Origin of the sequence: Burkholderia ambifaria AMMD, assembly GCF_000203915.1 — a bacterium.
In the GTDB taxonomy this organism is placed as follows: Bacteria; Pseudomonadota; Gammaproteobacteria; order Burkholderiales; family Burkholderiaceae; genus Burkholderia; species Burkholderia ambifaria.
This window is the reverse complement of record NC_008390.1, coordinates 1,687,891-1,712,918: the sequence shown is the minus strand read 5'-3', so window position 1 is coordinate 1,712,918 and position 25,028 is coordinate 1,687,891. Positions and strand designations below refer to the sequence as shown.

The following is a 25,028-nucleotide window of genomic DNA, read 5'->3' as shown; positions in this document are numbered from 1 at the left end:
ATGGCGGGGTTTCTCGGAGCAAATTCTGATGAATTCAAGCTATAAGGTAGGCGAAACCACCTCGCAACTTGTTACGTTCGACGTCGATTCTGTACGGCAGTTTGCAACGCTGGCCGGAGACATGAGCCCCCTCCACCACGACGAAGAGTTTGCAAAAACAACCAGGTTCGGCGGGCTGATCGTGAGCGGCACACACTATTCCGCCATGATGATGGGAATGGTCGCGACTTTTCTGACAGAGCGCAGAGCAGGTCTCGGCCTGGAGTTCGAGTTCCAGTTCCGCAAGGCGGTCGCGGTAGGCGAAGCCGTCCGGATGGAGTGGCACATTGTGGCAGTCGAAGCCAACTCCAAGCTCAAAGGTGACGTTATTACGCTCGAAGGTTCGTTGGTCAACGAGAACGGGGACGTTTGCGTTCTCGCCAAATCGAGAAGCCTCAGCATGCCGAAGGAATCACTCACCGCGGAGTAGAATCCCGCCCGGCCCGGGCAACACCGCGGTCACTCAAACGCGCTGCCGCGCGACAACACCGCCATCGTGCATTCGCCGCCCTAGGCCGAGGCTGCCCAATCTTCGAGCGACAACCCCGCGACACGGCTGAATTCGCGACTGTTGTTCGTTACAAGCACGGCACCGGCCGCGATCGCGTGACCGGCGATCGACGCGTCGTTCGCGCCGATCGGCGTGCCACGTGCGGCAAGGTCGACGCGAATCGCGGTCGTTGCATCGACCGCCGCGGTATCCCACGACAGCACGCCATCCAGCCGCGAAACAAAGGCCGTCACGAGTTCCGCATGCTTCGGCGAAGCCTTTCTGCCGACTGCGCCGAATCGCATCTCGGCATAGGTGATCGCCGACACGACGATCCGGTGCTGCGCATTGACGCACGACTGCAACCGGGACAACACCGCGGATGGCCGCTCGCGCATGATGAACGAACAGATGTTCGTATCGAGCATGTAGAGCGTCGTCACCGGGCCGACTCCGTCTGTGCATCGTCATCGGCGCCGGGCAGCTCGAAACGACCGGCTTCGACGACCGTCGGGCGCTCGACGAGGAAGTCGGCATCGGCCCGTGGTTCAGTCGCGAACGACAGCCACGTCGGCCGCACCGGACGCAGCAGCAACGTGTCGCCCTCGCGGCGGATCTCGAGTTCCGTCACACCCTCGAACTCCATGTCCTTCGGGATGCGGATTGCCTGGTTACGGGCGTTCTTGAAAATGGAAACAGTGCGCATAAGCCACTCCACAGGAGTACGATGCGCCCATTTTAGGCATATGCCGGCATATGTCAATGTCGGGGAACGTGCTGCGGGGATCGCGCCCGATGCTATCGCGGGTGTGCTTGCCATGTCGATTGGACCTGTCTGCGATGAGGATGCAATCCATTCTTCCTCATGCCGCCCGCCCGATCCATATCCCGAACAGCCGATGTCCGCGGCCCTTCGACCGCGCGAAACGTCGTCGCTTGCGAATTGACGCATCGGCGCATCGACGCTTCGCGCCCCCGCTCCATCACGGCAACCGGAAAGTGTCAAAGAACGTTTCGCGCTCCATCACGGTGAGCGCCGCCCGCTTGTGCGGGAAGTCGAACTCCTTCAGCGTGTAGAACCCGAGCCGATGCATGTACGCGATATGCCGCACGTGATCGACGCGCGGCTCGCCGACGAGCCGCTGCGTGCGCGGTTCGTCGACGAACATGTAGTGCAGCACCCCGCTCCACCATGCATGCAGCTTGCCCGCGCTCTGGAAGCGCGAGTCGCCGATCAGCAGATGCAGCCCGCGATCGTAGTCGTGCGCGTCGTAGAACGGCGCGAGGCGGTCCTCCTTCGCCCAGTAGAACTCGAAATAGCCGAACGGCGTGTCGTCGAAATAGCCGATCATCGGATGCATGTGCGGATCGGCGAGCCGCTCCGCGAGATACGCGGCGTGCTCGTCGCGCGTGCCGCGCTGATCCCAGAAATGCGCGACGCGATCGAGGTTCATCCAGTCGCTGAACAACTGCGCATGCTCGTCGATGTCGACGGTGCGCAGGCTGAACGTCATCCCGACCTGCGGCATGTAGCGCGCATAGATCTCGCCGGCCGGCGACGGCGGCCGCACCGGATGCCGGTGGCCGTTCGTGATCGCGTAGCGCAGCGGCATCCCGCCCGATGCAGGCGCCTTCAGCCACGGCCGCGGGTTCTGCCAGAACGTCGCGCGCGATGCGCTCAGCCGCAGCCGGTCGCCCGCGACCTGTGCGCCGTCGATCACGCCCTCGCGCACCGCGCGCGCGACGTACGACGCGACGGCCGCCGGCCCGGCGCCGCCGAGCGGCACCGACACCGTCGCCGCGTCGTGCCGCGTGTCCGTGTTGAACAGCGCGACGAATTCCGCGAGCAGCGCGGCCGGCGGATCGTCAGGCCGCCACGCGTCGAGCGTGCGCTCGGCGGCGGCCGTCGCATGCGCGGGCGCCGCGCCGTCGAGCGCCGCGGCCACCTCGCCTTCGACGGCGTCCGCCGGGCCGGCCGGTTTCGTGAGGGTGTCTTCCATCACAGTGCTCCCGCGTCGTGGCGGTCGGCGAGGATGTGCAGCCCCCGCTCGAGCGCCGGAAACAGGCTGCGCTGGAAGTTGTTCCAGCGCAGTTCGAGAATCGTGTCGTCCGGCGCGATCGGCGTGTCGAGCACGTCGCAGATCACCTCGCCGGAATCGATGCCGTTGTCGACGTAGTGGAACGATGCGCCCGTCATCGTCACCGGCTCGACGCGCGACGTCGTGCCGCTCGCCCAGTCGACCCGTTCGCCGCGCGCGCCGTGCAGCGCGTCGAGCGTCGCCCACGCGCCGCGCCGCTGGTACGGCGAATCGTCGGCCGTGATGCCGGGGTGAATGTTCGCGATGCGGCGGTGAAAGCGCGCGCCGGGGCGCACGAGCTCGTCGAGGATCACGAGCAGCCCGTCGAGCACGACCACGTCGGCGTCGAGTTCGAGCAGGCGTTCGAGCAGGCGGCGCTCGAACGCCTGCTTGCCCGTCACGCGCTCGCGCGCGTCGCGCGGCAGCCGGCGGTACGTCGACGCGATCGTGCAGAACAGTTCGTCGACCGGCCGCCCCTGCACGGTCAGCCCGTCGGGCAGGATCCACGGGCGGCCCGGCGTGCGCGCGAAGCCGTAGTCGGCGACCTTCGCGCGATCGGCGGGCGAGCCTTCGTCGTCGTCGACGATCACGCCCTTGAGCGTGTAGCGCTCGCCGAGCGGCGAGTCGTTCAGGCGCTCGACGAGGAATTCGAGCGGCGCCTTCATGTAGCGCGTGCCGCCCTGGTAAGCAACCGGCTGGCCGGCGCGATCGGCCGCGCCGTTGCGCAGCGACTGGATGTAGACGAGATTTTTCTTCGGCATGGAGGCGTCGTGGAAAAAGCGGACGACGGCGCCGCGGCCCGCCCGCACCGGCCCGAAGGCCGGCCGGCGCGCCGCGGCGCGCGGCGTCACCAGTTGTATTTCGCGGTGGCGATCACCGTACGGTCGGTACCGAAAATGCACACGCTCGTCGACTGGCAACCGCTGATGTAGTGGCGGTTGAACAGGTTCGTCCCGTTCACGGCAAAGCGCCAGTTACGCGTGTCGTAGTGCACGCCCGCGTCGAACAGCGTGTAGCTCGATACCGTCAGCGAGTTGTCCGCCGCACCGGCCGCCGCGCTCTGGTAACGCACGCCGCCGCCCAGGCCGAAGCCCGTGAGCGGCCCCGTGTGCCACGTCCAGTCAGCCCACAGCGACGCCATCTGGCGCGGCCGCGGAATGTCGACCGGCCAGTTGTTCAGCGACGCGTCGTTGGCCTTCACGTTCTTCACGTCCTGGTACACGTAGGACGCGATCAGCGACAGGTTCCGCGTGAGCTTGCCGGTCGCGCTCAGCTCGATGCCGCGCGAACGCACTTCGCCGGTCTGGATCGACGTCGTACCGGACGGGTCGAGATTCAGCGGCGTCGACGTGAGCACGTTGGTCTGGTTGATCTGGTAGATCGCCGCGTTCAGCATCAGGTTCTTGCCCGGCGGCTGCCAGCGCAGGCCGGCCTCGATCTGCTTGCCGCGCGTGGGCTGCGGCAGGCCGCCGCCGTACAGGTTCACGCCGATCAGCGGGTTGAACGACGTCGCGTAGCTGATGTACGGCGACAGCCCGTAGTCGCCCTGGTACGTAAGGCCCACGCGGCCGGTGAACGCCGTGATGTCGGCCTTCGACTGCGTGCCGCCCGCGCGGTCGTCCAGCCGCTGGTTGACCCAGTCCTCGCGGCCGCCGAGCGTCAGCGTCCAGCGGTTCCACTTGATCTGGTCCTGCACGTACAGCCCGAACGTGTTCATCGTCGTGTACGTGTTGGTACGGTACGTGGTGTTCGGCGGCGAAAACACGGACAGCGTGACCGGCGTGTAGACCGGGTTGTAGATGTTCAGCGTCGGCGCGGCGGCCAGCCATTCGCTGTCGGTCGCGGTCTGCCGGTTGTACTGGAAGCCGAGCAGCAGCGTGTGCTCGAGCGGCCCGGTGCCGAAGCGGCCCTGCAGGTTGTTGTCGATGTCGAAGCGGCTGTAGTTCGTCTGGAACACGCCGGCCCAGCGGTTGATGTCGGTCAGGCTGCCGTCCGCGAAGCCCGCGCCGAACACCGAACCGTTGTCGAGCGACAGGTGCATCCAGCGCACGTTCTGCCGGAACGTCCACATCGAGTTCAGGTTCCGCTCGAACTGATAGCCGAGCGACCACTGCTTCTTGCGGTAGTAGTTGAAATTCGGGTCGCCGCCGTAGACGTCCTTGTCGAGCTGCCCGTTCGGGTTCGGCAGCACCGTGCCTTGCGCCGGCAGGAAGTTCGACGAGATGTCGCCCCAGTCCTGCAGGTACGTGGCCGACAGCGTCAGCGACGTATCGGCGTCGGGGCGCCAGCGGAACGTCGGTGCGAGCGCGACGCGCTGGTCGTTGTTCGGGCCGGTCAGCGCGTTGCCGTCGCGCGCGACGCCGACGAACCGGTACGCATACTTGCCGTCCGCGTCGAGCTTGTCACCGACGTCGATCATGAACTGCTTGCGCGCATAGTTGCCGAACTGCACGCCGGCTTCGCGCACGCGCTCGCCGTCGGCCGTCTTGGTCTGCACGTCGATGATCGCGCCGGGGTCGCCCGCGCCGTACAGCACCGACGTCGGCCCGCGCAGCACGGTGATGCTGTCGATCATGTACGGATCGACGCGCCAGCTCGACAGGTTCAGTGTATTCGGCACCTGCAGGCCGTTCACGTAGGCCGTCGGCGTGAAGCCGCGCAGCGCCGCGTACCAGTCGGAACGGTTGTCCGAGCCGTACGACGAGAAGCCCGGCACGTAGCGCAGCGCCGCGTTCACGTCGGTCGCGCCGGTCATCTCGATCTGCTGCGCGGTGACGACGTTGATCGTCTGCGGAATTTCATTGATCGACGTATCGGTCTTGGTGCCGGTCCGGCTGCGCTTCGCGACGAGACCGACCGTGCCGTCGCCTTCCGAGCCCGCGTTGACGTTGATCGCCGGCAGCGTGCCGGTCGCCGGGCCATTCGGCGCACTGGCCCCCGCACTCGCCGCCGCACCGTTGCGCGCACTGTCAGTCGACGTCGCGGCGCCTGCGTTCACGGCCGGCGCCGTCTGCGCGAATGCGTGCCCTGCCGCCATCCCGAACGTCACGCTCGCCGCGGCCGCGATCGCACGCAAACGCGTGCCTGTTGCCCACTCCATCTTTCTCTGCTCCACTTTTTTGATGCGGTCTCCGACCGCGCCTTTGTCAAAGAGCGAAAGCCATGCGGCCCGCGCTCGCCCCGTTTTGATGTCGTTGTTCATGCAATGCCCGGGCCGCGCCATCGTCGTGGGCGGGCGCGATCCCGTCTTCGAGCGACGCGCAGATCTCGTCCGCGCGGCGTGCCAGCACCGACAGCAGCGTGTCGGACAGGCCGTGGCTGTCTTCGCAGCAGCCTTGCAGGTAGATGCGCGGCGCGAAGTGCTCGGGCGTCGCGAGCAGGTAGTCGCGCGTGACGTCGCCGCGCGTGAGCGCATCGCCGAGGTGCGGTGCGAGCCCTTCGAGCAGCGCCGAATGCGTGTCGCGCCGATAACCGGTCGCGAGCACGAGCGCGTCGAAGCGCTCGACGCGCGTCGCACCGTTCATCCGGTCGCGCAGCGTCAGCTCGATGCGGCCGTCGGCGGTGCGCACCGCGCCCTCGATCGCGCTGTTCGCGAGCAGCGCATGACGCGGCGTGCCGTCGATGCGCTGCAGGTACAGCATTTCGTAGATCTGCTCGATCAGCGGCCGGTCGACCACCGCGTAGTTGGTGTCGCGGTAGCGCTCGAGCAGCGCGCGGCGTGCATCGTGCGGCTGCGCGTAGACGACGTCGGTGAACTCGGGGCTGAAGATCTCGTTGACGAACGGACTGTCGTCGGCCGGCTTCAACGCGCCCGCGCGCATCACGAGGTGCGCGTCGACATGCGGGAAGCGGCGCGCGAGGTCGATGAACACCTCGGCCGCGCTCTGCCCCGCGCCGATCACCGCGACGCGGCGGCGTTCGCCGTCCGGCGACGCGACCAGCCGGTCGATGTCGGTCAGGTACGACGACGAATGGATCACGCGATCGCGGCCGAGCGCGGCGAACGCATCCGGCACCGCCGGCGTGCCGCCGACGCCGACCGACAGCGCACGCGTCACGCGCTGGCGCTCGCGGCCGGTCGCGTCGCGCGACAGCACGCGCAGCGCGTCGATCCGCGCGCCGTCGCCGCGCACGGGCTCGATCGCCATGACGGTCTCGCTGTAATGGACGTGCGCGTCGAACGCGTCGGCGACCCAGCTCAGGTAGTCGTGGAATTCGACGCGGGTCGGATAGAAGTTCTTCAGATTGACGAATTCGTTCAGCCGGCCGCGTTCGAACAGGTAATTGATGAACGTGTAGCGGCTCTTCGGATCGCGCATCGTGACGAGATCCTTCAGAAACGAGATCTGCATCCGGCAGTCGTCGAGCAGCATGCCGCGGTGCCAGCCGAATTCGGGCTGCCGTTCGATGAAGCAATGGGCGAGCGGGCGCGCCGCGCGCCGCTCCTCCAGACGGATGGCCAGCGCCAGATTCGACGGCCCGAAGCCGACGCCGATCAGGTCGAATACGGTTTCTCTCTGCATGTCTCTCAGCTCCCTTGTCGGTGAAACCGGCCCGTCAGACGTGACGGCCGGAAAAGAAGGTCTCGCGCAGCGTGCGCATCCACAGCGGCTGTGCGTCGGCGAGCGCCAGACGGCGCTGCCGCGCGAAGCCATGCCGCGCGAGGGTGTCGACGACCCGCGCGCGGCCGGCCGGGACCGCGCAGCCGACCGCTTCGGTGCGCGGGTCGTCGAGAAACAGGTAATGCACGACGGACGGCAGCCAGCCGGCCACACAATGCGGGCCGCGCCAGCGCGACTCGCCGACCAGCATCCGCAGCCCGCGGTCGTAGTCGCGCGCGCCGACGTGCGGCGCGAGCGGGTCTTCCTTCAGCCAGAACGCCTCGATATACGCGAACGGTTCGCCGTCGAAGCAGCCGACGAGCGGCGTGACGTGCGGATCGGCATCGGGCGCCGTGCCGTGGGCGCCGGGCTGCGTGCCCGGCCAGCCGTCGCGCACGCGTGGCTCGTCGAACCAGCGCGCGACGCGTGCGGCGTCCTCGCCCGGTTGCCAGCCGCGCAACGTGAAGCGCACGCCGAGCGCCGGCAGGTCGCGCGCATACACGTCGCCGCGCGGCGCGGGCGGCCGGCGCGGATGACGCCGGCCGTCGGTCAGCATCGGCAGCGTCGCGCACGGCAGCGGCGTGCCGACGCGCCACAGATCGGCCTGCTGCGCCCAGCCCTCGCGCATGCACAGGCCACCGTCAGCGAGCACGCCGCTCGCGCGCAGTGCATCGAGCGCGACCGCCGGCCATGCGGCCGGGTCGAGCCGGATCGCCGCGCGGCGCGCGTCGTCGGAAAACGCGGCGGCGAGCGCGGCCAGCAGCGCACGGCGCTGGTCGGCCGGCGCCGCGCGATGGTTGTACGCGACGAGGCGCAAGGTGCCGTCGTCCGCGAGTTGCGCGCGCAGCAGCTGCGCGCCGATGCCGGCGCCCTGCGCGACGCGGATCTCCGCGTCGTCGCGCGCGGCGAACAGGCCGTCCGCGAACGCGAGACGGCAGGTGTCGGGCATCGTGAAGCCGTCCGGACGCACTTCAGCCAGCATCGCGCACCTCCTGCTCCGTTTCGGCCGAAGCCTCGATTCGCGCGGCGAGCGCCGCGAGCGTCGGCGACGCGAACACGTCGGCCACCGTCAGCGCATGACCGGCGCGGCTGGCCGCATCGACGAAGCGCACGACGTCGAACGACGTCGCCCCGGCCTCGAACAGGTCGGCGTCGGGTGCGGGCGCGGCCGTCGCGAACGTGTCCGACCACAGCGCGGCGAGCGCGGCTGCCGCGTTCGGCGCGGCGTCGCTCGATGCCGTGACGCGCGGCGCGTCGCCGGCCGGCGCGGCCGCCGTGTGGGCGGCGAACAGCGCATCGGGCGCGCCGAGCGCCGCTTCCGGCGCACCGGCAAAACGCGCGACTTCGTCGTGATAGAGATCGACGAGCGCATCGACGAAGCGGCTGTCGAGCAGTTCGTCCGCATAGGAAAACGCGGCGCTGACGCGACCGTCCGGGTGCTCGACGACGTCCAGCTCCAGCGTGAACACCACGCGATGGCGCACATCGTCGAATTCGGCGAGCGACAGGCCGGCCCAGTCGCGCGCGGCGGCGCCGGTCGGGCGCAGGTAGTTGAACATCACCTGGAACAGCGGATTGGCGTGCGCCGCACGCGGCGCGCGCAGCGCCGCGACGACGTCGGCGAACGGCACGTCGGCATGCGCATACGCGGCAAGCGCCGTATCGCGCACCTGCGCGAGCACGTCCGTGCGGCTGGCCGCCGCATCGAGCCGCGTGCGCACGACCACGGAATTGATGAACAGGCCGAGCGCATCGCGCGCCGCGTCGCCCGTCAGCTCACGCGTCGACGCGAGCACGCCGACCGGCTGGTCGGCCGCGCCGGTCACGCGGAACAGCGCGGTGTTGAGCGCCGCGTGCAGCAGCATCGGCAACGTCGCGTGCGCGGCCGACGCGGCGTCGCGCGCGGCACGGATCAGCGCCGCGTCGAACTCGAACGCGATGCGCGCCGCACGCCATTGCGGGACGGCCGGCGCGTTGGCGCGCTGGGGCAGCACGGACGACGGCAGCTCGGCCAGCGCGTCGCGCCAGTACGCGACGCGGGCGGGATGGCACGGCGCGGGCAGCACGAGCGACGTGTTTTCCGTCGTTGACGCTGCCGGTGCCGCCGCTGCCGAAGATGCCGAAGCCGCATCGCCCCGCACGAGCGCGACATAGCGCGCACGCACCGCGTCGAGCCACAGCTCGATCGATTCGCCATCCGACACGATGTGATGGATCGTCACCGACAGCACGTGATCGTCCCCGCCGAGCCGCAGCACGCGTGCGCGCCACAATGGCGCATCGTCCGTGAGATCGAACGGCGCGAGCGCATCGGCGTCGGTCAGCGCCGCCGCGCGGGCGAGCGCGTCGGGTTGCGCGGACAGATCGACGAGCGGCAGCGCGACGGTTGCCGCGGCGTCGATGCGCTGTCCCGGCAGCATGCCGTCACGCGCGACGACTCGTGCGCGCAGCGCCGGGTGCGCGGCCGCCGCCGCCGAAAACGCCGCGCGCAGCGCATCGACGTCGAGCGGACCGCGCACGCGCAGCGCGACCGGGATGTTGTAGGCGGCGCTGTCCGGCTGCGCGCGCCACAGGAACCACAGGCCGAGTTGCGCGGGCGACAGCGGCCACACGCCATGCGCATCGGGTTTGACCACCGCGACGCCCGGCGCCGCGGCGCCGGCGTGCGCGGCGCGCGGCGCGTCGGCCACCTGGCGCGCGTATTGCGCGAGCACCGGCGCTTCGAACAGCGCCCGCACCGGCACGTCGCGGCCGAGCCGCTCGGCGACACGCGTCGCGACGCGCACCGCCGCCAGCGAATGCCCGCCGAGTTCGAAGAAGTGATCGCCACGGCCAACGCGTTCGACGTTCAGCACGTCGCGCCAGATCGCCGCGAGCGCGGCTTCGTCGCCGTCGTGCGGCGCTTCGTACGCGCGTTCGACGCGCATCGGGGCCGGCAGCCGTGCACGGTCGACCTTGCTGTTCGCATTGCGCGGCAGCGCATCGAGCACGATCAGCTGCGCGGGCACCATGTAATCGGGCAGCGTGCGGCGCAAGTGCGCGTCGAGCGTCGCGGCCTCGACCGGCTGAGCGGCGGCCTGCGCATCGGCGCTCAGTTCGACGTACGCGACGAGCTGCGCGTGCGCGCCCTGCCCGTGCACGACCGCGCATGCTTCGCGCACCGCGTCGTGCGCGGCCAGTTGGGCCTCGATCTCGCCGAGTTCGATGCGCAGCCCGCGCAGCTTCACCTGGTGATCGACGCGGCCGATGAAGTCGAACACGCCGTCCGCGCGGCGTCGCACGAGGTCGCCCGTGCGGTACAGGCGCGCACCCGGCGCGCCGTACGGATCCGGCACGAAGCGCTCGGCCGTCAGCGCGGGACGATCGAGGTAGCCGCGCGCGACGCCGATCCCCTCGCCGCCCAGGTACAGTTCGCCGATCACGCCGACCGGCAGCGGATGCAGCCGCTCGTCGAGCACATGCGCGGTACGCGCGCCGACCAGCGTGCCGATCGGCAGATAGGCGGCGTCACCCAGCTTCGCGAGATCGTCGCCGGGACGGAACATCCACAGCGTCGGCGTGATCACGGTTTCGGTCGGGCCGTAGCCGTTGACCACGCGCACGTTCGGCATCGCGCGGCGCAGCATCGCGAACGCTTCGCGCGACGTCGCTTCGCCGCCGACGGTCAGCGAGCGCAGCGTCGGCGGCGCCCCGTGCGCGAGCGCCCATTCGGCGAGCTGAGCCGCGCAGCCGGGCGGCACGTAGGTCATCGTCACGCCGTCGCGGACCATCATCGCGCAGGTCTGCGCGGGCGGCCACAGCACGTCGGCCGTCACCGACACGGCGGCACCCGACAGGTATTGAGAAAACCAGCCTTCGTGCGCGCCGTCGAAGTTGACCGACTGGAACAGCAGAAACACGTCGTTCTCGCCCGCGCCGTAGCGCTCGGCAATCGCCACGCAATGCCGTGCGAAGGCCACGTGATCGACGATCACGCCCTTCGGCTTGCCGGTCGAGCCCGACGTGTAGATCGCATACGCCGCATGGCCGGGCAGCACGTCCGGCAGCGCGACGTCGGCCGCCGCGTCGAGCGCGTCGACTTCGTCCGCGCGCCAGATGCGCAGTGCCGGCAGCTCGGGCAGCGAGGCGGCGCTCGCGCCGTCGGTCAGCACGTGCGCGATGCCCGCATCGCCGACGATCTGCGCGAGCCGTTCGCGCGGATGAGCCGGATCGAGCGGCACGAACGCGGCGCCCGACTTCAGCACCGCGATTAGCGCGACCAGCAGGTCGACCGAACGCTGCAGCGCGACGCCGACGCGCATCTCGGGCCGCACGCCGGCCGCGACGAGATTGCGTGCGATGCGGGCCGCGCGCGCGTCGACCTCGCCGCGCGTCAGCGCGCGATCGATGTCGGCAACGCCGCGTGCGTCGGGCCGCGCCTGCGCATGCGCGGCGATGCGCACGTGCACCGGCACGAACGGCTCGGCTTCGGCCGCGCCTGCCGGTGCGTTCCACGCGAAGAGTTGCGCGAGTTCATTGGCCGGCAGCCAGTCGAGATCACCGATCGGCAACTCGGGGCGAGCGAGCGCGTCGTCGAGCAGCGTGACGAAGCGTGCGGCGAGCCGCGCGATCGCGTCCGCATCGAACAGGTCGAGCGCGTAGATGAACGCAGCGTCGAACGTGCCGTCGGGCGTCGCTTCGACGGCAAGCGTCAGGTCGAATTTCGCGGACGGCGTGCCGGATGGCAGCAATGCGGCCGACGCCGCGCCGAGCGCCGGCAGCGCGCGCCGCTCGCCGTACGCGGCCATCACCTGGAACAGCGGATGGTGGCTGGCGCTGCGCGGCACGCCGAGCGCGTCGACGACCTGCTCGAACGGCACGTCCTGGTGCATCTGCGCATCGACGAGCGCGCGCTGCGTGCGCGCGACCAGCGACGCAAAATCACCGTGCGCCGGCACGTCGACGTCGATCGCGAGCGTGTTGACGAAGAAGCCGATCAGGCCGGCCGTTTCCGCGCGCTCGCGGTTCGCGGCCGGCACGCCGACGCAGATCCGCGTGTCGCCCGTCGCACGCGCGAGCAGCGCGTCGAGCGCCGCGAGCAGCACCGCGAACGGCGTCGCGCCCGATGCGGCCGCGAACGCGCGCAGCCGTGCACCGATATGGGCGTCGAGCGAGAACACGTGGCGTGCGCCGCGCGCGCTGCGGCGTGCGGGCCGCGCGGCCGCACCCGGCAGCGTGAGCACGCCGCGCTGCGGATCGAGCCGTTCGCGCCAGAACGCCAGCTGGCGATCGCGTTCGCCGGCATCGAGCCAGCGGCGCTGCCACAACGCATAGTCCGCGTACTGGATCGGCAGCGGCGCGAGCGGCACCGGCTTGCCCGACGCATACGCGCGATAGAACGCCGCGAGCTCGTCCAGCATCACGCCCGACGACCACCCGTCCGACACGATATGGTGCACGGTCAGCGCGAGCCAGTGATGCGTCGCGTCGAAGCAGATCAGGTGTGCACGCACGAGCGGCGCCGCGCCGAGATCGAATGCAGCGGCTTCGTCGGCCGCGGCGACGCTTTCGGCGCGCGCGACGCGCTGCGCATCGGGCACTGCGTCGAGATCGGTCTCGCGCCACGGGCAGCGCAACGGCGGATGAATCGTCTGCGCGACGCCGTCGTCCGCTTCGTCGAAGGTCGTACGCAGCGCTTCATGGCGCGCGATCAGCGCATCGCACGCAAGCCGCAGCGCGTGCGCGTCGAGCGGGCCCGTCAGCGCGAGCCGCTCGGTGATGTGATATGCGTCCGGCGCGTCGATCAGCCGGGCGTGCAGCCACAGCCGCGTCTGCGCGAACGACGCCGGCACGCGATCGCTGCGCGGCGTGCGCGGCGGGATCGGCAGCACGCGAAAATCGATGCCGGCCGCGCCGAGCTTGTCGATGAACACCGCGCGCTGCGCGTCGGGCAGTTGCGCGAAACGCGTCGCGAGCGCGAGCCAGTCGGGTTGAACCTTCGTCATCCGTCGTCCTTATTGGGTTTCCAGTTCGCCGAGCAACGCGTCGATCGCGCTCGCCGCGTCGGTCTCGCCCTGTGCCGCGCAGGCCGCGTCGATCGCCTCCGCGCAGCGTGCGAGCGTGCGGGTGTCGAACAGCGTGCGCAGCGGCAGCGCGAGACCCCAGTGCAGGTTCGCCTGCGCATGGGCCTGCGTCGCGAGCAGCGAGTGGCCGCCGAGCAGGAAGAAGTCGTCGTCGCGGCCGATCGCGTCCACATGCAGCACGCGCTGCCAGATCGCCGCGAGCGCGCGCTCCGTGTCGGTCGCGAGTTCGACGGCCGCGGCCGCCTCGCGCACCGGCGCAGGCAACGCATGGCGGTCGCACTTGCCGTTCGGCGTAACGGGAAGCGCGTCGAGCTCGATCAGCTGCGATGGCACCATGTACGCCGGCAACTGCGCGCGCAGCGAATCCAGCAGTGCCGCCCGGTCGAGCGACGCCGCGTCGCCGCGTGCGACATAGCCGATCAGTTGCTCGTCGCGCACGATCACGACCGCGTCGTGCACGCCCGGCGCCATGCGCAGCAACGCCTCGATTTCACCGGGCTCGATCCGCTGGCCGCGCAGCTTCACCTGCGTGTCGACGCGGCCGAGGTAGTCGAGTGCGCCATCGGCGCGGCGCCGTGCGAGGTCGCCGGTGCGATACATGCGCGCGCCCGGCACGAACGGATCGGGCACGAAGCGCTCGGCGGTCAGCCCCGGGCGGCCGAGATAGCCGCGCGCGAGGCCCGCGCCCGCCAGATACAGTTCGCCGGTCGCGCCGGCCGGCACCGGCTGCCATGCCGCGTCGAGCACGTGCAGCTGCAGGTTCGCGATCGGATGGCCGATCGGCACCGCGACGGCGTTCGCGTCGTCGGGGCCGCAGGTCCAGTGCGACACGTCGATCGCGGCTTCCGTCGGCCCGTACAGGTTCACGAGCATCGCGTTCGGCATGAGCCGTGCGACCTTCGCGACGAGTTCGGGCGCGAGCGCTTCGCCGCTCGCGACGATCAGGCGCACGCTGTCGCATTGCGCGGCGGCCGAGAAATCGTCGAGATACGCGGCGAACGCGGCCAGCATCGACGGCACGAAGTGCAGCACCGTCACGCCGTGCGCATGGATCGCGGCCGCGAGGCGGGCCGGATCGCGGTGGTCGCCGGGCGCGGCGATCGCGAGCTTCGCGCCGATCGCGAGCGGCCACACGAATTCCCATACCGACACGTCGAAGCCGAACGGCGTCTTGTGCAGCACGACGTCGTCGCGCGTGAGCCGATACGCGTGCTGCATCCACGCGATCCGGTTCGCGAGCGCGCCGTGCGAGTTGCCGGCGCCCTTCGGCTTGCCGGTCGAGCCGGACGTATAGATCAGGTACGCGAGCCGGGCGTCGTCGATGTCGGTGTCGGCCGTGGCTTCGTTCGCTCCATCCGCTTCGGCCGCTTCGTCGGCGAGCAGATCGGCCACCGTCAGCAGCTGTGTCGTCGCGTCGTCGCCGAGCGCTGCCTCGACCTGCTCGCGCAGATGGGCCTGCGTGATCGCGACCGCCGGCCGCGCGTCGCGCAGCAGGTATGCGATGCGCTCGGCCGGATAGTCGGGATCGACCGGCAGGTATGCCGCGCCGGCCTTCAGCACGCCGACGAGCGCCGTCACCATGTCGAACGAGCGCTCGACGCACAACGCCACGGGCGTATCGGGCCGCACGCCGCGCCGGCGCAATGCGGCGGCAACGCGCGTCGTGTTCAGGTCGAGTTCGCGATAGGTCGCGCGTTGCACGGCGCCGTCGGCATCCGCGTATTCGAGCGCGATCGCGTCGGGCGTCGCCTGTGCGGCGGCCGCGAATTGCAGATGCAGCGGCTGCCGCTGCGCGGGCGGCCACGTCCGCGCGGTGTCCTGCGCGCGCGCCAGTGCGGCGCGCGCCGCGTCGTCGGCGATCGACAGCGTGCCGAGCAGCGCATCCGGCGTGCGGGCCAGCGCGTCGAGCGCGCATGCGAAAGCGCGGTGCCAGGTCTCGACCTGGTGCGCATCGACGCGTGCGGTGTCGTAGCCGTAGTCGATCGTCAGTTCGGTGCCGCTCTCGATCACGAGCGTCAGCGCGAAATCGGTCGCTTCGATGCTGCGCACGTCGCTCAGCGCGAGCGCGCGCGGATCGGCGTCGCGCACGGTCTCGTCGACCGGATAGTTCTCGAACACGACCAGCGTGTCGAACAGGGCGCCGCCGGCGCCGCGTGCCCAGCGCTGGATATCGGCGAGCGGCGTGTGCGCATGCTCGGCGGCGGCCGCGTTCTCGCGTTGCAGCGCCTGCAGCCAGTCGGCCGCGCGCTGCTGCGGCGCCGGCGCCGTGATCACCGGCAGCGTGTTGATGAAGAGGCCGAGCACCGTGTCGACGTCCGCGAGCGCATCGGGACGGCCCGCGACGGTCGCGCCGAACGCGACGGCCGGCTGGTGCGTCATGCGCTGCAGCGCGAGCGCCCACGCGCCCTGCACCAGCGTGTTGACGGTCAGCTTCAGCGCACGCGCCGTTTGTGTGATGCGCGTCATCCCATCCGCGTCGATCGTCGCGCGCCACGTGACCATCTCGGCGTCGGCGCGATCGGCCACGCGTTCGGCGATCAGCGTCGGTGCGTCGAGCCGCGCGAGCCGATCGGTCCAGAAGCGTTCGTCCGCGGCACGATCGCGGGTGCCGAGCCACGCGATGAAGTCACGATAGCGCAGCGCCGGGCGGCTCGCGAACGGCGACCCCGCATCGGGGTCGCGATAGTCGCGCAGCACGTCCGCGAGCAGCCGCGCGGTGCTCCAGCCGTCGAGCAGCACGTGGTGACGCGTCCAGACGACGCGCCACGCGTCATCCGTCACGCGGATCAGCGTGAGCCGCATCAGCGGCGGCTCGCGCCAGTCGAAGCCACGTGCGCGGTCGGCCGCGAGCCACGCGTCGAAATCGGCGTCGAGCCTGTTGCCGCGCGTGCGCCAGTCGAGCTGCTCGACCGGCATCTGCGCATGGCGATGCACGCATTGCAGCGGCGCGGCCTCGTCAGGCATCACGCTGGTGCGCAGGATGTCGTGGCGCGCGACGGACGCGCCGAACGCGGCCGCGAGCCGGTCGGCGTCGAGCGCCGTCGCGGTCGCGACGAGCTGGTTCACGTAGCTGGCATGACCGGGCGCGAACAGCGCATGGAACAGGATCCCCTGCTGCATCGGCGACAGCGGATACACGTCGTCGATCGTGCGCCAGTCGAGCGGCGCGCGTTCGATCGCGGCCTGCGTGAGGCCGGCAGCCTGCGCGAGCGGGAAATCGCCCGGCGTCGCGCCGCCGCCGCGATGCGCGACCCGCGACGCGCAAGCATCGGCGAGTTCGCGCAGTGCGGCGGCAAAGCGCGCCGCGAATGCGTCGATCGTCGCGCGCTCGAACTGCGGCGCGCCGTAGACCCAGTGAACCTTCAGCGTGCGTGCGCCGTCACGGTCGGTATCGAGGTACGCATGGATCGCGAGCGTGTTGCCGAGCGGGCCTTGGCGGTCGCGCTCGATGCCGGTGCCGCCGAAGCGCGGCACGAGCGTCGCGTCGCGCGGCGCGTCGAACTGGCCGAGATAGTTGAACGTGACGCGCGGACGCGGCACGGCGGCCAGCGCCGCACGCGTCGCCGCATCGCCGTAGTGCGCGAGCACGCCGAAGCCGAGCCCCTTGTGCGGCACCGCGCGCAATGCATCCTTGACCGCGCACAGCGTGTCGCGCGCGGTGGCTTCGACCGGCAGCGTCACTGGATAGTGGCTCGTCAGCCAGCCGATCGTGCGGCTCGCGTCCGCGTCGTCGAACAGCGCCTCGCGGCCATGGCCTTCGAGTTCGACGCGGCACGACGCGGCGCCGCCGGCACCGGTCAGCGCCAGCGCGAGCGCCGCGCCCAGCAGTTCGATCGTCTGCGTGCGATACGCGGCGTGGGCGTCAGTCAGCGCGGCGCGGGTCAATGCCGCGTCGATCGTCTGCACGACGACGGCCGCATCGGCGTTCGTCGCCGGTGCGTCGGGATGATCGGGCACGAGGTCGTCGCCGTGGGCCATGCCGGCCCAGTATGCGGTTTCAGCAGCGAACGGCGATGCGGGCTGCGTCGCGGCACGCGCCAGGCGGGCGGCCCAAGCATCGGCGCGCAGGCCCGGCTGCGACAGGCGCGCGGGCACGCCCTCGCATGCGGCGCGATACGCGGCGTCCAGGTCGTCGAGCAGGATGCGCCACGACACGCCGTCGACGATCGCATGGTGGATCGCCAGATACAGCTGCGTCGAACCGTCCGGCAGCCGCGCCGCACAGGCGCAGGCGAGCGGCCCGCGGCTAAGGTCGAGGCGGCACTGCAAGGCGTCGAAGCGCGCCAGTGCGTCGGCTTCGTCGCGGGCGGCGACTTCGACGAACGGCAGCGCGTCGTACGGCTTCGCCGCATCGCTCGCGTGCCACTTGCCGTCCGCGCCGCGCGCGAAGCGCTGACGGAATGCGTCGTGATGGGTCAGCAACGCATCGAACGCACGCGCGAAGGCGTCGGCGTCGAACGGGCCGCGCACGTCGAACGCGACCGACTGGTTCCAGTGGCCCGGATGCGGCACGTCGAGTGCGAAGAAGCGCTGCTGCGCGGGCGTCAGGATCGCCTCGGCAGCCGGTGCGGACTGCGCCGGCGCAGGCGTCGGCGTTGTCGTCATTGCAGCAGCGGCTTCCCCGCTCTTCGCGACGCGAGCGAGTTCGGCAACAGTCGGGCCGTCGAACAGCTGCTTCGGCGTGAAGCGCACGCCGCGCTTGCGGGCGCGCGCGATCACCTGCAGCACGAGGATCGAATCGCCGCCGAGTTCGAAGAAATTGTCGTCGCGACCGACGTGCGGCGCCTTCAGCACCGCTTGCCAGACTTCGGCGAGCGCCGTCTCGACCGGGCCCCGCGGCGCGTCGCCGGAAGCCGTCGCCACCGGCGCGGCCGCCCGTTCGCGCAACGCCGCGCGATCGATCTTGCCGTTCGCGGTCACCGGCAGGCCGGCGAGCGCGACGAACTGCGCGGGCACCATATAGTCGGGCAGCGTCGCGCCGAGCGCCGCGCGCACGGCGGCCTCGTCGAATGCCGCGCCGTCGCGCATCACGACGAATGTCGCGAGCCGCAGGCGGCCGTCGTGCTCGATCGCGAGCGTCTCGGCCTGCGCGATCGGGCCGGCCGCGCGCACCGCCGCGCTCACCTCACCCGGCTCGACGCGATAGCCGCGAATCTTCACTTGATCGTCGATGCGGCCGAGGAACGCGAGACGGCCGTCCGTGCGCAGACGCACGCGGTCGCCGGTGCGATACAGGCGCGCACCGGGCGTGAACGGATCGGGCACGAAGCGCTCGGCGGTCTGCGCCGGCCGGTTCAGGTAGCCGCGCGCCACGCCCGGCCCGCCCAGATACAGCTCGCCCGTCGCCCCGGCCGGCACGCACGCGCCGAACGCGTCCAGCACCAGGGCGCGCGCATTCGGCAGCGGCACGCCGAGCGGCACGCCGCTCGCCGGATCGCGCGCATCGGCCGCGATCGACGCGGTGTCGCAGGCAATCGCGCCGACGGTCGCTTCGGTCGGCCCGTAATGGTTGATCACGCGGCAGGCCGGCGCGAGCGCGGCCACGCGCGCAACGAGCGCCCACGTCAGCGTTTCGCCGCCGGTCACGAGCGCGTGGCGCGGCAGCACGTCGGCCGGCACGCGCGCGTCGAGCAGCGCCTGCAGATGGCTCGGCACGATCTTCAGCACGCCGACGTCGCGGCCGCGCATTTCCTGCGCGAACAGGTCCGGATCGAACGCGCACGCGGCCGGCAGCAGATGCAGCGTGCGGCCCGCGCACAGCGCGCCGAACAGCGTCGTGTGGCCGAGGTCCGCGGCGACGGTCGACACCATCGCGAACGACGCGTCCGGCGCGAACGCGAGTTCGTCGAGCATCCCCTGCACGTAATCGGCCAGTGCGCCGTGCGACACGACGACGCCCTTCGGCGTGCCGGTCGAGCCCGACGTATAGATCAGATAGGCGCCCTGTTCCGGGTGCGGTGCGACGCGCACGCCGGCCGCATGGGCGAGCGTCGCGTCCTGCGCGAGCGTGTCGACGTCGAGCGGCTGGACGTCGGTGCCGGCCGGCCACGCGGCCAGATCCGCGACGAGCGCGCGGCGTGCGCCGCAATCGGCGGCCGCGGCCGCCAGGCGCGCGGCCGGCTGCGCCGGGTCGAGCAGCACGGCCAGCGCGCCGGCCTTCAGCGCGCCGAGCAGGCCGACGACGAAGCGGGCCGAACGCTCGATGCAGACGATGACGGGCGCTTCGGCCGTCACGCCGTGCAGTTTCAGTGCATGCGCGATGCGGTTCGACGCGTCGTCGAGTTCGGCGAACGTCAGCGACGCCGACGCATCGGCCAGCGCGACGCGATGCGGATAGGCGGCCGCCTGCCGCGCGAATGCAGCGACGATGTCGGCGTGTTCGATGCTCAGCGCGCGGCCGTCGCGCGGCTGGCGCGTCGCCGGCGACGCATCGCACGGCAGCGCGGCCGTCGCGCATTGCGGTTCATGGGCGGCGCACGCGAGCAGCGCCGCGTAGCTGTCGAGCCATGCGCGCGCGGTATCGGCGTCGATGCAGTCGGTCGCGTAGGCGGCGACGAGTTCGATCCCGTTCGCGTCGTCGGTGAAGTCCAGCGCGAAGTCGAAGCGCGCGGCGAGATCGGGGCCCGGCGTCGCCACCGCGGTCGCGCCCGGCAGCACGCTGTCGTGCCGCGCATCGAACTGCTGCGCGAATTTCACGCGCAGCCATTCGTCGCCGCGCTTGACGGGCGGCTTCACCGCATCGACGACGCGCTCGAACGGCACGTCCTGGTGCGCGACCGCGTCGAGCGCCGCCGTGCGTGCCGCGTCGACCAGCGCGCGGAACGGCAGCGTCGGCGCCACGCGCACGCGCAGCGCGACCGTATTCAGGAACAGGCCGAGCAGCGCGCGCGTTTCCGGGCGCTGACGATGCGCGACCGGCACCGCGACGACCACGTCCGTCTCGCCGGTCAGGCGCGACAGCCATGCGTCGAGCGCGGCCAGCAGCACCGTGAAGACCGTGGCCTGCGCGTCGCGCGCAAGACGCCGCACGTCGGCCGCCACCGCGTCGGGCAGGCGGACCGACACGCGTGCGCCCTGCAGCGTGCGCGTCGCGCCCGGCTGGTGGTCGACCGGCAGCGCGAGCGGGCCCGGCACGTCGCGCAATGCGCCGCGCCAGTAGTCGAGCTGACGCTCGCCTTCGCCGCCGGCGAGCATGTCGCGCTGCCAGTCCGCGTAGTCGGCGTACTGGATCGGCAGCGCGGGCAACGACGGCTCGCGGCCTTGCGCGTACGCGCGGTACGCGGCTGACAGCTCGTCGAATGCGCAGCGCGAGCTCCAGCCGTCGGTGATCGCGTGGTGCGCGGTCAGCAGCAGCCGGTGGCGATCGTCGGCGAGCACGACGAGCGTCGCGCGCAGCAGCGGCCCGCGCGACAGATCGAACGGCGCGCCCGCGTCGCGCTCGGCAATGCGGGCGGCTTCCGCGTCGCGTGCCGCCGGCGGTTGCTCGCGCAGGTCGAGCGTCGTGATCGCCACCGGCAGATGTGCATGGATACGCTGCATCACGATGCCGTCGTCGTTGTCGACGAGCGTCGTGCGCCACGCGTCGTGCCGACCGATCACGTGATCGAGCGCGCGCTGCAGCGCAGCGCGGTCGAGCGCACCGTCGATCGTCCAGTGCGCGGCGATGTGATAGGCAGCGCTTGCGTCGCGCGTCTGCGCGAGTACCCAGAAGCGTTGTTGCGCGAGCGATGCCGCGCGATCGACATACGGCACATCGCTATCGGCCGGCGCACGGCGCGCGGCGATCGCGGCCAGCGGTTCGCCCGTTTCGCGTTCCGCGCGATCGACGTTCGCGGCGAGCTCGGCCAGCGACGGATCGGCGAACAGCGCGTCGAGCCGCAGGTTCACGCGCAACGCGGCGCGAATCGCGGCCTGCAGTTGCATCGCGGCGAGCGAATCGGCGCCCAGTGCGAAGAAGCGGTCGTCGCGCGACGGCGTCGTGTCGAGGCCGAGCAGCGTCTGCCAGAAGCCGGCGATCTGCGCTTCGGTCGGCGTGCGCGGAGCGTCGCCCGCCTGTTGTTCGGTATCGCGCGCGGCGGCAATGCGCTCGCGCAGCGCGGCACGGTCGAGCTTGCCGTTCAACGTATACGGCAGCGCATCGCAGCGCACGAACCGGTGCGGCTGCCACGCGGCAGGCAACTGCGCGCCCACGTGCGCCTTCAGCGCCGCATCGTCGGCAGCCGCGCGCAACGCGACGCACGCGATCAGCCGCGTCGGCCCGTTGCCGGTCTCGGCGATCACGGCCGCGTCGGCCACCGCCGGATGCGTGCGCAGGCACGCGGCGATTTCCGCGGGCTCCACGCGCACGCCGCGCACCTGGACCTGGTCGTCGAGACGGCCGAGATAATCGAATGCGCCGTCGGCGCGCAGGCGCGCGAGGTCGCCGGTGCGGTACACGCGCGCACCGGGCTCGCCGTGCGCATCGGGAATGAAGCGTTCGGCCGTCAGCGCCGGGCGGCCGTGATAGCCGCGCGCGATGCACACGCCGCCGAGGAGCAGCTCGCCGCCCTCACCCGACTCGCCGGCCTCGTCGCCATCGATACGCGCGACACGCGGACCGATCACGCGGCCGATCGGCAGCGACGAATACGCATCGTCAGCGGCCAGCTCGGGTGTGTCGCCCGGCTCGACGGGCCACAGCATCGGCGAGATCACGGCCTCGGTCGGCCCGTAACCGTTGATCAGGCGCACCGACGGGAAGGTGCGGCGCACGAATTCGAATGCCTGCTGCGGCAGCGCTTCGCCGCCGAACGCGAGCACGCGCAGCGCCGGCGGCACGCCGTCGCGCGCGGCGAGCGCCGCGAATTCGCGCAGGTAGGCCGGCGGAAACGCGGCGACGCTCACCGATTCGCGCACCATCAGCGCATGGGCGGCGTCCGGCGCGAACGGCTGCGGCGGCGCAATCGTCACGCTCGCGCCGACCGCGAGCGGCGCGAGCCAGCATTCGTGCGCGGCGTCGAAATTGACCGACGCGAAATGCAGCAGGCGGTCGCCGCCTTCGATCGGCAGCGCGGCCGCGAGCGCGTCGCAATGCGCGGCGAGCGGCCCGTGCTCGACGACTACCGCCTTCGGCGTGCCGGTCGAGCCCGACGTATAGATCATGTAGGCGGCTGCGCGCGGATGCACCGGCACGTCTTCGTCGTCGGCGAACGCGGCGGTATCCACGCCGTCACCGGTGGCCGACATCGCATCGAACGCATGTTCGAACGGCGCGCCGAGCGCCGCGCGGCCCGCCGCATCGACGATCCCGTGACGCAGCTGCGCATCGCGGACGATCCAGTCGAGGCGCGCGGCCGGATGACGCGGATCGAGCGGCACGAACACGCCGCCCGCCTTCAGCACGGCCAGCAGCGCGACGAACAGCTCGCACGAGCGTTCGACGCAGACGCCGACCCGCACTTCCGCGCCGACGCCGGCCGCGCGCAGTTGACGGGCCAGGTGCGACGCACGCGCGTCGAGCGCGCCGCGCGACAGGCGCAGGTCGTTCTGGAAAGGCGCGGCGAGCGCGGGTGCGTCCGGCGCACGGCGCGCCAGTTCGCGAATTCGGTGGTGCAACGCAGTCGGGAAACTCGTCATGTGCGTGAAGTCCTTCGGTCCGGCCGCTACGGCCAAGTCTCGGGGCCGCAAGGGGCGGCTTCACTGGTGTGACGAACGGCGCGGCCGGTTTTTTACCGTTTTGCGTCCAAAGTCCGAACGAATGCACTTTTTTGCGATGCGGCTAAATATTTGCGCGGCCCGTTCGTCTATCAGGAAGGAAAGCCGCAACCGGGCCCGGCCCGCGCGCTGCTTTCACGTCAGTCTTGCCGTTTCCGCATGGTTTGCTTGCCCTTCATTTACCGACGTTGCCGATGACAGCTGCCCACGAGCCTTCTTCCCCGCCGTCCCTCGACGCCTCCCCCGGCCGCCCCGCGGCCCGCCTGATCCTCGCGCTGCTGCGCGAAAGCCGCGCGTCGCTCGCGCTGGCGCTCGTCGCCTGCGTGCTCAACGGCGTCGCGAGCGTGCTGCTCGTCGCGACGCTGAACGGCGCGCTCGCGCAGCCCGGCGCGGCCGATGCGTCGCTTGCGTGGCGCTTCGCGCTGTGCGCGGTGATCGCGCTCGTCACGCGGATCGTGTCGGGCACGCTGTTCGCCCGGCTGTCGCAGGACACGATGGCGCGGCTGCGCGTGCATCTCGCGCGGCGCGTCGGCGCGGCCGAGCTGCGCGACATCGAGCGGATCGGCGCGGCGCCCGTGCAGTCGGTGCTGACCGACGACGCGACCAACGTGTCGATGCTGTTCTTCGCGCTGCCGAACCTGGTGATGCACGGCTCGATCGTGTTCGGCTGCCTCGGCTATCTCGCGTGGCTGTCGTGGCCCGTGTGCGTGCTCGCGCTGACCGCGATCATCGCGGGCTCGCTCGGCTATCACACCGGCGATCGCCGCGCGATCGCATCGCTCGAAGCGGCCGGCCAGGCGCAGGACCGCCTGTTCGGCTATCTCGGCTCGCTGTTCTCCGGCGCGAAGGAGCTGAAGCTGCACGACGCGCGCGCACGCCAGTTCGTCGACGGCCAGCTCGGCGCCGCGATCGGCGAGGTGCGCGACCACCGCCGCCGCGCGTTCAGCGCGTATGCGGTCGGCGTCGGCTGGATCATCTTCCTGTTCTACGTGTTCCTCGGCGCGGCCGCGTTCTGGCCGCAGCTGGGCGTGCATGCCGATGCCGGTACGGCGGCCGGCTACGTCGTCGTGTTCCTGTTCATGCTGGTGCCGCTCGACGGGCTGCTGAACAACCTGCCGACCGTCAACGCGGCACGCGTGTCGCTCGGGCGCATCGAAGGCGTGATGGCCGAGTTCGGCGCGCTGCGCACGGTGCCGCCCGCGAGCGACGCGCCCGACGTGCCGCCGGCCGGCGCCGTCACGCTGCGCGGCGTCACGCATGCGTACTTCCACGAGCGCGACGAGCGGATGTTCCGCATCGGGCCGATCGATCTGACGATCCGGCCGGGCGAGCTCGTGTTCATCGTCGGCGGCAACGGCAGCGGCAAGACGACGCTCGCCAAGGTGCTGACCGGGCTCTACGAGCCGGAGGAAGGCACGATCGAGGTCGAGGGCCGCACGATCGGCTGGCGCGAGCGCGCCGCGTACCGGCAGCGCTTCAGCGCGGTGTTCAACGACTTCCACCTGTTCGATGCGCTGCTCGGCATCGTCGATCCGGACGATCCGGCGCGCACGCAGGCCGATGCGCGCGCGAACGCGCTGGTCGCGAAGCTCGCGCTCGATCACAAGGTGAAGGTCGTCGATGGCGCGTTCTCGAACCGTGCGCTGTCGACCGGGCAGCGCAAGCGGCTCGCGCTCGTTGTCGCGTATCTGGAAGACCGCCCGTTCTACCTGTTCGACGAATGGGCGGCCGACCAGGATCCGTCGTTCAAGGCCGTGTTCTACGAGCAGCTGTTGCCCGAGCTGCGCGCACGCGGCAAGGCCGTGATCGTGATCACGCACGACGACCGCTATTTCGATCTCGCCGATCGGCTGCTGAAGCTCGATAACGGTCAGATCGTGAGCGACACGGCGCCCGCGCGTTCACGTGCACAAGCGGGAGTCGATGCGCTGAGCGCGTAAGCAGGTCGTGAACACCGGCCGCCTGCGCGCAGCGATTGCGGCGCGCGGGCGGCGGTGTCGGGTTGGAAGGATCGCGAAGATTCGGAACAGCCGGAAGAACATGTGGTGCTGCGTGCGTGCGCGTG

The 25,028-nt window shown here is 70.9% G+C and carries 11 protein-coding genes; 2 read left to right on the top strand and 9 right to left on the bottom strand.

Going from position 1 to position 25,028, the window contains the following annotated elements:
* The first annotated feature begins 28 nt into the window (after nucleotides 1-28).
* A complete protein-coding gene (locus BAMB_RS07820; protein ID WP_011656833.1) occupies nucleotides 29-469 on the top strand; it encodes a MaoC family dehydratase in 441 nt (146 codons plus the stop codon).
* A gap of 80 nt (nucleotides 470-549) precedes the next feature.
* Here the strand turns inward: BAMB_RS07820 and BAMB_RS07815 are convergent, their stop codons facing one another.
* The 9 genes from BAMB_RS07815 to BAMB_RS07775 all read right to left on the bottom strand — a co-directional run bounded on the left by BAMB_RS07815 (nucleotide 550) and on the right by BAMB_RS07775 (nucleotide 22,885).
* A complete protein-coding gene (locus tag BAMB_RS07815; RefSeq protein WP_011656832.1) occupies nucleotides 550-972 on the bottom strand; it encodes a type II toxin-antitoxin system VapC family toxin in 423 nt (140 codons plus the stop codon).
* Nucleotides 969-1,235, bottom strand: a complete 267-nt coding sequence (gene vapB, locus BAMB_RS07810; protein WP_011656831.1) for a type II toxin-antitoxin system VapB family antitoxin — start codon at nucleotides 1,233-1,235, stop codon at nucleotides 969-971. The genes BAMB_RS07815 and vapB overlap by 4 nt, the downstream gene beginning before the upstream one ends.
* Nucleotides 1,236-1,512: 277 nt before the next feature.
* A complete protein-coding gene (locus BAMB_RS07805; RefSeq protein ID WP_011656830.1) occupies nucleotides 1,513-2,529 on the bottom strand; it encodes a GNAT family N-acetyltransferase in 1,017 nt (338 codons plus the stop codon).
* Nucleotides 2,529-3,368, bottom strand: coding sequence for a formyltransferase family protein (locus BAMB_RS07800; RefSeq protein ID WP_006755049.1), 840 nt, complete (start codon nucleotides 3,366-3,368; stop codon nucleotides 2,529-2,531). The genes BAMB_RS07805 and BAMB_RS07800 overlap by 1 nt, the downstream gene beginning before the upstream one ends.
* An 86-nt stretch (nucleotides 3,369-3,454) precedes the next feature.
* Entirely contained in the window at nucleotides 3,455-5,707 is a 2,253-nt protein-coding gene (locus BAMB_RS07795; protein ID WP_011656829.1) for a TonB-dependent siderophore receptor, read from the bottom strand.
* 46 nt (nucleotides 5,708-5,753) lie between these two features.
* Complete coding sequence (locus BAMB_RS07790; RefSeq protein ID WP_011656828.1) at nucleotides 5,754-7,130, bottom strand: lysine N(6)-hydroxylase/L-ornithine N(5)-oxygenase family protein; 1,377 nt, start codon at nucleotides 7,128-7,130, stop codon at nucleotides 5,754-5,756.
* Between the two features lie 34 nt (nucleotides 7,131-7,164).
* Nucleotides 7,165-8,190: a GNAT family N-acetyltransferase gene (locus BAMB_RS07785; protein WP_011656827.1), complete on the bottom strand. Its 1,026-nt coding sequence runs from the start codon at nucleotides 8,188-8,190 to the stop codon at nucleotides 7,165-7,167.
* The gene (locus tag BAMB_RS07780) at nucleotides 8,180-13,192 is read right to left on the bottom strand and encodes a non-ribosomal peptide synthetase (protein WP_011656826.1); all 5,013 of its coding nucleotides are present in this window, start codon (nucleotides 13,190-13,192) and stop codon (nucleotides 8,180-8,182) included. The genes BAMB_RS07785 and BAMB_RS07780 overlap by 11 nt, the downstream gene beginning before the upstream one ends.
* Before the next feature lie 9 nt (nucleotides 13,193-13,201).
* Nucleotides 13,202-22,885, bottom strand: a complete 9,684-nt coding sequence (locus BAMB_RS07775; RefSeq protein WP_011656825.1) for a non-ribosomal peptide synthetase — start codon at nucleotides 22,883-22,885, stop codon at nucleotides 13,202-13,204.
* Between the two features lie 272 nt (nucleotides 22,886-23,157).
* Here BAMB_RS07775 and BAMB_RS07770 point away from each other — a divergent pair, with 272 nt between their 5' ends.
* A complete protein-coding gene (locus tag BAMB_RS07770) occupies nucleotides 23,158-24,903 on the top strand; it encodes a cyclic peptide export ABC transporter (protein WP_011656824.1) in 1,746 nt (581 codons plus the stop codon).
* Nucleotides 24,904-25,028: the final 125 nt, after the last annotated feature.

What these genes read in the sequence shown, in the direction of transcription:
- BAMB_RS07800 (WP_006755049.1), bottom strand. Translation starts at nt 3,368, where the DNA reads ATGCCGAAGAAAAATCTCGTCTACATCCAGTCGCTGCGCAACGGCGCG.
- BAMB_RS07790 (WP_011656828.1), bottom strand. Translation starts at nt 7,130, where the DNA reads ATGCAGAGAGAAACCGTATTCGACCTGATCGGCGTCGGCTTCGGGCCG.
- BAMB_RS07795 (WP_011656829.1), bottom strand. Translation starts at nt 5,707, where the DNA reads ATGGAGTGGGCAACAGGCACGCGTTTGCGTGCGATCGCGGCCGCGGCG.
- BAMB_RS07780 (WP_011656826.1), bottom strand. Translation starts at nt 13,192, where the DNA reads ATGACGAAGGTTCAACCCGACTGGCTCGCGCTCGCGACGCGTTTCGCG.
- BAMB_RS07805 (WP_011656830.1), bottom strand. Translation starts at nt 2,529, where the DNA reads ATGGAAGACACCCTCACGAAACCGGCCGGCCCGGCGGACGCCGTCGAA.
- BAMB_RS07770 (WP_011656824.1), top strand. Translation starts at nt 23,158, where the DNA reads ATGACAGCTGCCCACGAGCCTTCTTCCCCGCCGTCCCTCGACGCCTCC.
- BAMB_RS07785 (WP_011656827.1), bottom strand. Translation starts at nt 8,190, where the DNA reads ATGCTGGCTGAAGTGCGTCCGGACGGCTTCACGATGCCCGACACCTGC.
- BAMB_RS07775 (WP_011656825.1), bottom strand. Translation starts at nt 22,885, where the DNA reads ATGACGAGTTTCCCGACTGCGTTGCACCACCGAATTCGCGAACTGGCG.
- BAMB_RS07820 (WP_011656833.1), top strand. Translation starts at nt 29, where the DNA reads ATGAATTCAAGCTATAAGGTAGGCGAAACCACCTCGCAACTTGTTACG.
- vapB (WP_011656831.1), bottom strand. Translation starts at nt 1,235, where the DNA reads ATGCGCACTGTTTCCATTTTCAAGAACGCCCGTAACCAGGCAATCCGC.